Origin of the sequence: Pseudonocardia oceanicola, assembly GCF_047200735.1 — a bacterium.
Lineage (GTDB): Bacteria > Actinomycetota > Actinomycetes > Mycobacteriales > Pseudonocardiaceae > Pseudonocardia.
The window spans coordinates 90,510-102,737 of sequence record NZ_JBJZON010000018.1 but is presented as its reverse complement, the minus strand read 5'-3'; the positions used below and the strand labels follow the sequence as shown (position 1 = coordinate 102,737).

General features: G+C 70.8%; 9 protein-coding genes and 1 pseudogene. 7 read left to right on the top strand and 3 right to left on the bottom strand.

Annotated elements, in window-relative coordinates; translation table 11 throughout:
* Nucleotides 1-111 precede the first annotated feature (111 nt).
* Nucleotides 112-1,092, bottom strand: coding sequence for an AI-2E family transporter (locus ACL02T_RS23480; RefSeq protein ID WP_412832907.1), 981 nt, complete (start codon nt 1,090-1,092; stop codon nt 112-114).
* Between the two features lie 496 nt (nt 1,093-1,588).
* Between ACL02T_RS23480 and mhpA the strand changes: the two are divergent.
* The 6 genes and pseudogenes from mhpA to lipP1 (ACL02T_RS23450) form a co-directional block, all read left to right on the top strand.
* Nucleotides 1,589-3,163: pseudogene (gene mhpA / locus ACL02T_RS23475) on the top strand (bifunctional 3-(3-hydroxy-phenyl)propionate/3-hydroxycinnamic acid hydroxylase MhpA); the annotation flags it as partial.
* Nucleotides 3,160-3,489, top strand: a complete 330-nt coding sequence (locus ACL02T_RS23470) for a hypothetical protein (RefSeq protein WP_412832906.1) — start codon at nt 3,160-3,162, stop codon at nt 3,487-3,489. The pseudogene mhpA and the gene ACL02T_RS23470, both read left to right, overlap by 4 nt.
* Nucleotides 3,490-3,575: 86 nt before the next feature.
* Nucleotides 3,576-4,007, top strand: coding sequence for a hypothetical protein (locus ACL02T_RS23465; RefSeq protein WP_412832905.1), 432 nt, complete (start codon nt 3,576-3,578; stop codon nt 4,005-4,007).
* Between the two features lie 90 nt (nt 4,008-4,097).
* A complete protein-coding gene (locus ACL02T_RS23460; RefSeq protein WP_412832904.1) occupies nt 4,098-4,796 on the top strand; it encodes a DUF308 domain-containing protein in 699 nt (232 codons plus the stop codon).
* Between the two features lie 1,081 nt (nt 4,797-5,877).
* The gene (locus tag ACL02T_RS23455) at nt 5,878-6,282 is read left to right on the top strand and encodes an ester cyclase (RefSeq protein ID WP_412832903.1); all 405 of its coding nucleotides are present in this window, start codon (nt 5,878-5,880) and stop codon (nt 6,280-6,282) included.
* 28 nt (nt 6,283-6,310) lie between these two features.
* Nucleotides 6,311-7,258 carry a LipP1 family hormone-sensitive lipase gene (gene lipP1 / locus ACL02T_RS23450; RefSeq protein WP_503129102.1) on the top strand — a complete coding sequence of 316 codons (948 nt, stop codon included), beginning with the start codon at nt 6,311-6,313 and terminating at the stop codon, nt 7,256-7,258.
* 352 nt (nt 7,259-7,610) lie between these two features.
* On the opposite strand, the gene lipP1 (ACL02T_RS23445) is transcribed toward lipP1 (ACL02T_RS23450), so the two are convergent.
* Together lipP1 (ACL02T_RS23445) and ACL02T_RS23440 are read right to left on the bottom strand one after the other, a co-directional pair.
* On the bottom strand, nt 7,611-8,579 hold the full coding sequence (lipP1, locus tag ACL02T_RS23445) for a LipP1 family hormone-sensitive lipase (RefSeq protein ID WP_412832901.1): 969 nt from the start codon (nt 8,577-8,579) through the stop codon (nt 7,611-7,613).
* Between the two features lie 36 nt (nt 8,580-8,615).
* The gene (locus ACL02T_RS23440; RefSeq protein ID WP_412832900.1) at nt 8,616-10,256 is read right to left on the bottom strand and encodes a flavin-containing monooxygenase; all 1,641 of its coding nucleotides are present in this window, start codon (nt 10,254-10,256) and stop codon (nt 8,616-8,618) included.
* A 1,123-nt stretch (nt 10,257-11,379) separates the two neighbouring features.
* Between ACL02T_RS23440 and ACL02T_RS23435 the strand changes: the two genes are divergently transcribed.
* Nucleotides 11,380-12,183: a fumarylacetoacetate hydrolase family protein gene (locus ACL02T_RS23435; protein ID WP_412832899.1), complete on the top strand. Its 804-nt coding sequence runs from the start codon at nt 11,380-11,382 to the stop codon at nt 12,181-12,183.
* Nucleotides 12,184-12,228: the final 45 nt, after the last annotated feature.

Here is a 12,228-nt window from a genome sequence, read left to right as displayed (position 1 = left end):
TGAACATCGCCATGTCTCTCTCCGCCTCCTTCTGCCGGGTTCACGTCTGGTCGTGGGCCCGCCGGCGGCGCCGTCGACGTCCGGTACACGTGGCCTGGGGCGCCACACGGGTCAGCACTCGTCGAGTCGCGGAAGCGCAACTTCGTGGATGACGAGCTGCACGCCGGCCGCGATGGGGATGGCGACCAGCGCACCGACGATCCCGAGCAGGGCTCCGCCGAGCAGTACTGCGACGAGGGTCGCCACCGGCGACATCCGCACCGCCCGGCTGAAGACCTTGGGGGACAGCACGTAGTCCTCGAAGAGCCGGTAGACGACGAAGTAGCCGGCCGTGGCCAGGGCGACCGGCCACGAGACGGTCCACGCACCCAGGCACACGACGACCCCGGCGAGCGTCGAGCCGATGGTGGGGATCAGGTCGAGGAACCCGACCAGCGCGGCCAGCAGTAGGGCGTAGGGCACATGGAAGATCAGCAACCAGATGTAGGTCACGATCGTCGCGACGAGCGAGGTCAGCAGGTTGCCCAGGACGTACCCGCTGATCCGGGTGGCGATCTCGTCGCCCAGCCGGGCCACGCGAGCCCGTCGTGATCTGGGGATCAACCGGTGGAAGGCGCTGCGGATCTGGGGCAACGAGCCGAGGAAGTACACGGTCAGCACCACGACCACACCGGCCGAGACCACGACGGCTCCGGCGCCGAAGACGCCGCTCACGAGACTGCTGCCGCCGCCGGCGAGGGCCTGCTCCAGGCTCTGCTGCAGGTGGAAGCGCTCGTTCAGGCCGCCGAGGAAGGAGCTGCGATCGTTCAGCATCGTCGCGTAGCGGGGGATGTCGGCTCTGAACGCCGTGACCTGCGCGATCAGCGGTGGTACCGCCGCCGCGATCAACCCGCCGACGAGGGCGGCGATGGCCGCACACACCGCAGTGACCGCCGCCCAGCGTGGCAGCCCGCGGCGGGCCAGCGAGGCCACCGCCGGTTCGAGCCCCACGGCGAAGAACAGCGCCAGCCCGATCAGAACCAGCATGTTCCGGGCGGTGAAGACCAGCACGGCCAGTCCGGCGGTGAGCCCAGCGCCCGCCGCGCCCACCATGCCGATCCGGAAGGGCGATCGGGAGGACCCGGCCCGAGCCGACGGCGTCGTGGGCCGTGCGGCTTCGGACGCGTCCGAGGGCGCTTCCGCCACAGGCGCCGCCAAGCGCTCATCCGCCAGGTGCTCATCGACGTTCATCGCTGCGTCCTGCCGCTGTACCGTGCTCGATCAGCGTGACGGTTCGACGCAGCCGTGGCCGAGACGCCACCGCGCGCGGCCCGCGCCGCGTCCCCGCCGTGCCGGCTGCGCCCTCCGCACGCCGGATCACGGGAAACGTGCCAGGAACCCGTGGGCGCACTCATGGACTCACGGTGCCCCGGCCCGGGCTCGTCGGACCAAGGCCGAAGGGCCCGGCGTCCGCGGGCCGGTTCACCCGGTTCTGTCGTAGCAGACACACCTCGCGCCCGCGGATGGTCGTGGCCGCCGAGGACGCTCGCCGTCCTCTCCGGATGAGCAGCCGAGGGCGAGCAGAGCCGGACGCCCGGCCGTCCCGGTCGTCGTCATCGGCGCCGGCCCCACCGGGCTGACCGCCGCGACGGTGCTCGCCCGGCACGGCGTCGAGTGCCTGGTCCTCGACCGGTGGGAGTCGATCTATCCGCAGCCCCGCGCCGTCCACCTCGACGACGAGGTCTACCGCATCCTGGCGAACCTGGGGCTTCGCGAGGAGTTCGCGGCGATCTCCCGGCCCTGCCACGGGCTGCGACTCGTCCGGCCGGACATGACCGTGCTGGCCGAGCTGGCCCGCGGCGCCGACCACGGCCGGCACGGCTACCCCGAGGCCAACATGTTCGACCAGCCGGAGCTCGAAGCGCTCCTGCGCGCCAACCTCGCCCGGTATCCCTCCGTCACCCTGCGCGAGGGCGCGGAGGTCACGGCTCTGACCCAGGACGGCGACGGGCCGGTCCGGGTCGACGTCACCGACCGGCTCCATGGGACGTCCGAAACCCTGCTGGCCGGCTACGTACTGGGCTGCGACGGCGCCAACAGTCTCGCCCGCGCCGCGATCGGCGCGCACATGCTGGATCTGAGGTTCGGCCAGCGGTGGCTCGTCGTCGATGTGGACACCACCTGCGACCTGGGCGAGTGGGACGGGGTGCACCGGGTCTGCGACACCCGCCGCGCGGCGACCTACATGCGCGTCGGCCGGACCCGCTACCGCTGGGAGTTCCGCCTGGCCCCCACCGAGACCGCCGACGACTACCGCGACATCACTGGCCTGCATCCGCTCATCGCCCCCTGGACCAAGGCGACACCGCTCGACCAGCTGCACCTCGTGCGAGTGGCCGAGTACACTTTCCGGGCACAGATCGCCGATCGCTGGCGCGACCGCCGGATCTTCCTGCTCGGGGACGCCGCCCACCTCACCCCGCCCTTCGTCGGTCGAGGCATGGGCGCCGGGCTGCGGGACGCAGCCAACCTCGGCTGGAAACTCGCCGCCGTCCTCCACCGCGCGCTACCCGAACACGTCCTGGACACCGACGAACCCGAGCGCAAGCCGCACGCCCACGCCATGATCCGGCTGGCGAAGCTGATCGGGACGGTCATGACCGGTGGCGGCCGCGTCGGCGAGCTGGTGCGCCACGCCGTCGCTCCCCGCCTGCACCGCGTCCCCGGGATCAGGCAGCACGTTCTCGACAGCCGCACACCGCCCCTGCGGCGCAGCGCCCTCCTCGCCCGACCCCGTCGGCGCCGGACGCTGGCCGGGCAGTTGTGCCCCAACGCGCTCACCGACGGGACGCGCCGCTTCGACGACCTCGCGGCCGGGCGCTTCGCCCTGGTCGCCACGGCCGCCCCGTCACCGGCCGAGCAATCCGAGATCGAGCGCTGCGGCGCGGTCGTCGTCACCGCCGCACCCGGCACCGCCCTGCACCGCTGGCTGCGGCGCGGCCGGGCCCGCGTCGCGATCGTGCGCCCGGACGCCACCGTCCAACGCTCCGGCCGCAACGTCGCCGCCCTGGCCGCCGACCTCGCGTCGATCCGGGTACCGGACCGACCGACCGCGTCGACGCAGCAACCGCATTCCACAACCCCGTCACCTGCGACACCCGGCTCCGCGGAAGCCCAGGAATGATCACCGCGCAGCCCGTCACCAGCGTCGACGTACCCGCGATCATGGAATCACCGGCAACCGGTCACATCGCCGCCATGGTCACCCCTCCCGACAACCCGAAGGCGCCGTACCAGGTCTCCGCCGATCTCCACCCGGAGCCGACCGCCTGGCACATCCCCCACATCCCAGATCGACCGGAAGGCGGACACCCGGTGACCGACCTGCAGGAAGGCATCGGCGACATCCTGGCCACCGACTACTTCCTGCTCCGCGACCCACCCACACCCAGCTCGACCATCCCGGTGGCCGAACGACCGACGACGGAGCGGGCCGGAGGGCCCTCATGATCCGGATCCTTCGGCCATCAGGTGCACCAACGGAACGCGCTTCACTCGCGACAAGGACACCGAGAAAAGGAGATCGGGAGGAAGAGATGGACTACTCCGCGCAGTTCGACGCCCTGCAGAGGACCGTCACCGAGGCGAAGATGGCGGCGGAGGCCGCTACGACGGAGTCCCGTGATCAACTCCGGCAGCGGATCGACCTGGCGCAGGTCGACGTCGACCGCGGCGCCCAGGACGCCGAGCAGGGGGCCGACGCCACCGACGCCGGTGCGCGCAGCACATGGGCCCAGATGAAGGCCGACGCCGCCGCCAAGAGGGACGACATCAAGGCCAAGATCGACGCACGCAATGCGCAGTTCGACGCCGACATCGCCGCCGGCGACGCGGTCCTGGCGGAACAGGCGGCATACGACGCCCTCGACTACGCGGGATGGGCCGTCGACAACGCGCGCCTGGCCGTGCTGGACGCCATCGACGCCCGCTCCTACGCCGACGAACGCGCGAAGGCCACCAGCGGCTGAGCCCTGCCGTCGCCCGGTTCCAGCACCGCGGCCCCGGGCTCAGCCGGCCCGGGGCCCGCCCCGACCCGACACACGAGAAGGAAGCACCTCATGTACACCGACACCCCGCAGCTACCCGGCATCGCCGGCCGCTTGGTCAAACGGGAGGCAGCCCGCTGGTGGTGGGCGCCCCTCGTGGCCGGCATCATCTGGTTCCTCATCGCCTGGTTGGTGCTGCGCGCCGATGTCACCTCACTCGCCACCGTCGGCGTCCTGGTGGGCGTGGTCCTCCTGGTCGGCGCAGTCACCGAGGGCGGGTTGGGCGCAATCATGATCGGCGGCTGGAAGGTGCTGCACTACGCGCTCGCCGTGCTGTTCCTCATCTGTGCGGTGTGGTCGTTCGTCCGGCCCATCAACACCTTCTTCGCCCTGGCCTCGGTGCTGGGCCTACTGCTGTTCCTGCAGGGGATCTTCTACATCGCCCGCGGCCTCGCCCTGCGGGACGAGAGCCCGTACTGGTGGCTCGGCCTGCTGTCCGGAGGGCTCCTCGTCCTGCTCGCCTTGTGGGTCTCCACCTCCGACCGGGCCTGGGACCTCGCGGCCCGCGCCGTCTTCATCCTGGTCTGGGTGGGCTTCATGGCCATCTTCCGAGGCATCTCCGACCTCATGCTGGCCTTCGAGCTCCGCCGGCTCGGCAGGGCGCGCACGGACGAGCCCGTCTCGATGGGCGACGGCGCGCCGCAGGCCGTTCCCACCGAAGTGCACCAGTCACGCGCAGGGGTGCAGGCGGACTCGCACGTCCGCCCGTAGCCCGTGGGTTGTGTGGCGAGCCCGGGGTGTGGCAGGTCGACCGGCCGTGCCCGCCCCGGGTTCCTCCACGAGCCGCCGGGAGCGGTACCCACGCCGCGGAGTCGGCGGTGACGGTCAGGTCGGCGCGGCCGGCGAGGCCGTCGGTGACCTCCAGGGCGCCGCCGTGGATGACGACGCTGACCTCGCGCTGCTCTCGGCGTCGTGGCCGGTACCGCACCCGACGTCGAGGACGACGTCGCCGGCCCGTAGTGGAAGCAGGCCGACCAAGCGCCGGCGATAGGACGCGAACAGACCCGTGCGCGAGTCGTAGCTCATGGCGCCGTGGTCGTAGGCGGGCAGGACGGGTGACAGGACGCGTGAAGGGTCGGCCCGCACGGTCGTCGGCATGCTGTCCTCTCTGCGGGCCGACCGACGGGCCGGGGCAGGCGGTGCGCGTCCGGCGCATGGTGCCCCCACGTCACCACGTGGGCACGCGGAGCCGTGGCTGCCGTGTTCCCACGGTCACCGGCGCGATCCCCACGGTCACTGACGCGGCACAGCGGGACAACACGACGAAGGGCCCTGGGCCCCCGGCTGAACGACCCTATGGCCGCTGCGCCGGCACGACGACCGGCGGCCCCCGACACCGGCACCGACCGCGCCTGCTCGCTCGAGCACGATCCCTTCGCGCACACTCCTGCTCAAAATGTGGATCCTGCTCCACGGCGTCACCTCACCGCCGACCTCAGCTGGTCCCGCGTCCTCGGCGCTCTCGCCCCGCCAATCCGGCGCACGCTGCGGCGGATGCAGGCCCCTGGTAGCTCGGCGAGGACCGGCCCAGCTCGGCTGCGTGCGCTCCTGCCTCCAGTCCGCGCGCCCGCCGGAACACCGGCTACCCGACCCACCGCCAGGCCGACGGCACGTCGTAGCTCCGGACGAAAGCGCCCGAGGCCGTGCTCGACGCGCTGCGACGGGAGGCCGAGATAGACAGTCGACGTGGCAGAGCAGGGTGGCGGCCAGCCGGATGCACTGGGCGCTCTTCCCTTGACACGTAGCCGGCCCGGGTGCATACACGGCCCACGCCGATCTGAGGAGGTCCACCGTGACCGACGAGACGACTGCCCTCGCCGATCGGTCCATCGAAGCGGCGTGGAACCGCGCTGACTCCGCGACCGTCGATGAGCTCGCGGCCTCGGAGGTCGAGGTCTACTACCCACTGATGCCCACACCGATCAAGGGGGCGGCGGACTTCAACGAGTTCCTGGCCGAGTTCCGGACCGGGATGCCGGATGGTCACTTTGCGTTACAGCATGTGGCTACTCAGGGTGACACGGCGGTCTTCCGCTGGGACGCCACGGGTACGCACAAGGGCGAACTGCTCGGGATCCCGCCCACGGGCCGTGAGGTGCGGTGGACCGGCATCAGCGTCGTACAGGTGGCTGGCGGAAGTGCTGTCCGGGCTGGCCACTTCCCACAGCCGGAACGCTCGACACCGCTGGATGGGTGATCACCTATTTTTCCCTTGAGAGGACGCCATGACGGAAAGGGTGTTGGATCCACAGGTCAAGGCACTGCTGAATCAGATGGCCGAAGCCGGGCAGCCTCCGTTCGAGCACATGAGTGTGCCGCAGGCGCGCCAGGCCGCGTGGGCGTTCGCTGACCTGCAGGGCCCACCGCCCGAGGTCGCGGAAGTTCAGCATCGCTTCATCCCCGGGCCGACCGCCGATCTCCCGGCCCGGATCTACCGGCCCGCCGGCGACCGGCCCCGGCCCGCCATCGTGTACTTCCACGGCAGCGGCTGGGTCATCCTCAACATCGAGATCTGCGATCCGAGCATGCGGGCGCTCGCCAACGACACCGACTGCATCGTCGTCGCCGTGAACTACCAGAAGGCCCCCGAGCACAAGTTCCCGGTGCCGTTCAACGACGCCTGGGCAGCGACATGCTGGGTGGCCGAGCACGCCGAGGAGCTCGGGATCGACCCCGCCCGGATCGCTGTCGGCGGGGACAGTGCCGGGGGGAACCTCGCGGCCGCAGTGGCGCTCAAGGCCCGCGACGAGGGCGGCCCACGGCTGGCGTACCAGCTACTCATCTACCCCGCCACCGAGCATGATCTCGACAAACCCTCAGCCATCCAGAACGCCGAGGGCTACATGCTGCAGCGGGAGTCCATGCGCTGGTTCTGGGGTCACTACCTCGACGGCGCGACCGACGAGCCCGACTGGCGGGCCTCCCCGCTGCGCGCGGAGACCCTCGCGGACCTGCCGCCCGCGCTCGTCGTCACCGCCGAGTTCGATCCCCTTCGCGATGACGGGCGTCTCTATGCCGACCGACTCCGAGCAGACGGCGTGAAGGTGACCTACAGCGAGTACCAGGGCATGATCCACGGCTTCTACTGGATGCAGGGGGTCCTCGACCGATCGCGCGACCTGCACGCGGAGATCGCGCGCGAGGTCAGGGCGGCACTGCACTCCACCGACTGACGGGAGGCAAGCACGTCCGCGCCGACGCCAGGGGGCGAAACGGGTCGACGGTGTGCCCTGAGCGCGCGGCCGCCGATGTCGCCGGTGCGAGCGACGGCTGCGGCTTCCAGGCAAGTCTTCGCGGTACCGCGAGCCGACAACTCGGCTGTGCTCGTTCTTGCTTGGTGCCCGAGAACCCGGTTCACAGACTGACGCCAGGGGCCCCGGGACCGCTGGCTTCGAGTCCGACTTCCCCATGAAGCCGGACCGCACGCTTCACGCAGCTCGTCCGGGTACTTCTGCGGGGCTGCCACCGGCACCCTTCACGCCCCGGCCAGTCGTGATGATCGTCAGTCTCCGAGCAAGCGGATCGTCACTGTGAGAGCCAGACCCGTGGTTGCCAGCCCAGCCGCAGCGCCCGGCGGAGCTCATGCGCCCCGTCCTCGATCGACTGGCGGCCGTTGTCGATGACCCCGGCCAGGTTGGCAGTGAAGGCGTGGATCTGGCCCTCGTAGCGGTGGACGGTCGTCTCGACACCCGCCTCCTGCAGTCGGGCGGCGTAGGCCTCGCCCTCGTCACGCAGCACATCGAACTCGGCGGTGATGACGTGCGCCGGCGCAAGCCCCGACAGATCGGCAGCCCGCAACGGCGAGGCCCGCCAATCCTCGGCCCGGTCCTCGCTGGGCAGGTAGTGCCGGTGGAACCACTTCATCAGGTCGGTGGTGAGGAAGTAGTCCTCCCCGTTCGCTGCATAGGACCCGGTGTCGTAGCGGACGTCGGTCGCGGGATAGATCAACAGCTGGTATGCGAGGGGTGGGTAGCCGTGGTCGCGCGCCATCAGCGCGACCACGGCCGCGAGGGTGCCCCCGGCGCTGTCGCCCGCGACGGCGATGCGCTCCACGTCCCCGTTGAGCAGTGCGGCGTTGTCCGCGACCCACTGGGTCGCGGCGTAGCAGTCCTCGACCGCGGCCGGGAACGGGTGCTCGGGCGCGAGGCGATAGTCGACAGAGACGACGACGGCATGTGCCCTGTTCGCGATGACGGTGCACGGGCCGTGCACGACTTCCAGGCTGCCCAGGACCCAGCCGCCTCCATGGAAGTAGACCACGATCGGGAACAGGCCGTGGCCGTCCGGGGTGTAGATGCGGACCGGGATGTCCCCGGCCGGACCGGGGATGGTCTTGTCGACGATGTCGGCGACCGGCTCGGGCTTGAGCCCGCAGTCGGCGACCACGGCCTCGTACGTCGCCCGCGCCTGGTCCACGGGCATCTCGTTAAGTGGTGGCAGTCCGGAGTCGGCGAGCCCCTTGAGCCACGTCTCGGCCTGGGCGTCCAGCGCCATGATTGTCCTCGTCTCGGGTTGTGAAGGGGAGGGTCCTCAGCTCGCGCGCAGCTCGAAGCCGTCGTAGCGCTCGGCCGCCTCATCGCAGAGCTGCCGGTAGGCGGGGAACCCGCCGCACCACGACAGCAGCATGCGCGGCTTGCCCTCGATGTTCGTCCCGGTCCACCAGGACTCGGTCTCGGGGATGAGGGTGGCGTTCGCCGTGTCCTGGTGGAGCTGGACGAACGCGTCCTCGGCGTCCTGGCGAGGCTCGATGTAGTCGTAGCCGTGCTCGCGCATGTACTGCAGGCAGGCGGCCAGCCACTCGCCCTGCTGCTCGATCAGCGTCGGGGCGTTGGTGAGGATCGCCGGGTTGAACGGCCCGCAGTAGAGCATGAACATGTTCGGGAACCCGTGGACCATCAGGGCCAGGTAGTCGCGCGGGCCGTCGGCCCACTTCTCCCGCAGGCCCAGCCCTGCCCGGCCCTGAATGTCCAGGTCGAGCATCGAGCCGGTGAACGCGTCGAAACCGGTGGCCAAGATGATCACATCCACCTCGTACTCCGCGTCGGCGGTCCGGATGCCGGTGGGCGTGATCTCGGCGATGGGCGAGTCCTTCATGTTGACCAGGCTGATGTTGCCCCGGTTGAAAGCGGAGTAGTAGCCGTGCTCGAGCGGCGGGCGCTTGGTGCAGAACGGGTCGGTCGGGGTCAGCTGCTCGGCCACCTGCGGGTCGCGGACCAGTGTGCTGATCTTGGAGCGGAGGAAGTCCATGAACTTGTCGTTGGTGTCGCGGCTGGCCAGGACGTCGGCGAAGGTGGAGAAGGCCAGCGGGAACCCGCCCTTGCGCCAGCCCTCCTCGAAGATCTGCTGGCGCTCGTCGTCGGTGAAGTCGGTGCCCATGCCGATGAAGTCCGCGTAGGGGAACCCGCCGAAGTTGTCCCTGGCCTTGGCCCAGATCTCCTTGTGGTGGGCGTGGATCTCCGACCAGTCCTCGGCGTCGAGGCGGTGGTTGCGCGCCGGCAAGCTGTGGTACGGGTTGCGGGTGAAGGCGTAGACGTGGGCCGCCTGCTGGGCGACCACCGGGACCACCTGGACCGCGGTCGCCCCATTGCCGATCACCGCGACGCGTTTGCCCTGGACGTCCACGCCCTCGTGCGGGGTCTGCGCGGTGTGGAACCACTGCCCCTCGAAGCGGTCCAGCCCGGGGAACGTCGGGACGTTGGGTTTGGACAACAGCCCCACCGCCGGGATGAAATAGCGTGCCGAGACGGTCTCCCCGCCGTCGGTGGTGATGTCCCACCGGTTGCGCGCCTCGTCGTACCGCGCTGCGGTGACCCGCGTCTGGAACGTGATGTTCCCGCGCAGGTCCTGCTTTTCCGACACCCACTGCAGGTAGCGCAGGATCTCCGGCTGTGCGGGGTAGCGCTCGGTCCACTCCCACTCGGCCAGCATCTTCTCGTCGAACCGATCGGAGAAGCAGTAGACATGGCTGTCGGAGTCGCTGCGCGCCCCGGGGTAGCGGTTCCAGTACCAGGTCCCGCCGACGTCGCCGCCGGCTTCGAACGCTCGGGTCGACAGCCCCAGATCGCGGAGCCGGCGGAGCATGTACAGCCCCGAGAAGCCGGCTCCCACGACGACCGCATCCACCTCGGTCCCCGGATCCGTCCTGGTTTCGCTGACCTGTGCCTGCGTCATCGCAGCCTCACCACCCGCGGTCGCCCTGCAGCATGTGCCGTGCATCACAGCTTGCCGCCGGTGTCGAGGTGGCGGGCCACCCCATTCGGGTGGTCAGCGCGCCGTTCGAGTAGCCATGTCGACCGGGGACCCCGTCCCCTCGCCCCCTGCCTGCCGACATCGCCGGGTGCAGCGGGGAGCGCGAGCACAGCGTCGTCGTACGTCTCGCGCCGCGAGGTGCACCTCCCCGATCGCGGTCGACGGCCTTCCCCGCCCGATCGACCTGTCGGCCCAGCTGCCATGGGTGCAGGACGACCCCACTCCCGCGGCCGCTCACGCCCACTATCAGCACGCCACGCTCGGCGCCGCTGATCGCCGCCAGCCGGCTGCGCAAGGGCGCCACCAACTCGGTGCGCAGCGCGGCGAAACTACTGGCCGACGCGCTGGCGACCGCGCACCGGACCGGGCGACCGGGCTGTTGCTCGTGCGCGCGGACTCGGCGTTCTACGGCTACGACCTCATCGCCGTCCCCGCCCGGCTGGCCCGCTCCGCACACCAGCTCACGCTGCACCCGCCACAGCACCGGCCCTGGCAGGACGGGCTCGACGAGCTGTTCCGCCAAGCCCTCCACGACCCGCTCCCACAGCATCCGCCTGACCACCCGCCCCCACCGGGGCCCGACCGGAGACGATCAGTGGAGAAGCCGGGCAGACCGGCAGATCAACCCTGCCCGCCCACCACCACAAGCCACCAGAAGATCAACTACTGGGAAGCCGAACCCCAGCGGTGGATCCAGGCTGAACCTCAGCCTCTCGCAGACCCAGGACGGTTCAGCTCCGGTGCTGAGGGGTGGTTCCTGGGGGAGGGTCTTCATCGATCTCCAGTTCCACAAGCGGAACGGCTGAAGCAAGGACAACCTCGGCCGGTCCAGGCGGCGAGCCGGCACCCCGTCCCAACGGCGAGTCGTGGCCGCGGCCGCGGCGCCGAACAGCTTGGATAAGACTGGCTTATGTCGGACGATCCGGATTGGACTTGGACGTCCGGAGGCTCCGGTGTGCAGACTCGTCCCGAGCACGCGGTGCGCTCGCCCCATCGACGGACCGGGGCGAGACGGCACCCCGGCGGAGTGGACGGGCGGGCGACGATGCGGCTGATTAGATTCTCGGTACCGGGCGACGAGCGGGTCCGCCGCGGCGTCCTCGACGCCCACGGCCGCGTCCGGCCCGTCGAGGGCACAGAGCGGCCGGCTCGCGACGTCGGCGGGCTCGCCGACGTGGTGCTGCACGCCCCGGTTGAGCCCGGCCTGGTCGTCGGCGTCGGGCGCAACTACGCCGCGCACGCCGAGGAGCTGGGCAACCCGGTCCCCGAGGCGCCGCTGATCTTCCTCAAGGCGGCGTCGTCCGTGCAGCGGCCGGACGGGGAGATCGTGGCCCCGTCGCTGTCGCGCCGGGTGCAACACGAGGCGGAGCTCGCCGTCGTCATCGGGCGGGAGGCGCGCCACGTCTGCGCCGCCGACGCGGACGCCTACATCCGCGGGTACACCCTCGCCAACGACGTGACCGCTCGCGACCTGCAGTTCGGCGACCTGGGCATCGGGCTCGCCAAGGGTTTCGACACCTTCTGCCCGGTCGGCCCGTGGATCGAGACCGAGCTCGACCTCGACGAGACGACGGTGACCGCGGAGGTCGATGGGGTCGTGCGACAGCACGGCGCCGTCGCGGACATGCTGTTCCCCGTCCCGTACCTCCTCGAGTTCGTGACGAAGCACCTCACCCTCCGACCCGGTGACCTGATCCTGACCGGAACGCCGCCGGGCGTCGGGGACCTCGTCCCCGGCGATGTCGTCACCGTCACCGCCCCCGGCCTCGGCGCACTGCGCAACCCGGTCGTGGCCGAGCAGCCTCTCCGCGGTGGCTCCCGGCCGGTCGTCGCCGACGCGGGCGGCTGACCGACCTCAGACCAGCTGGACCCTCCGATCCCCTCCCGAAAGGAC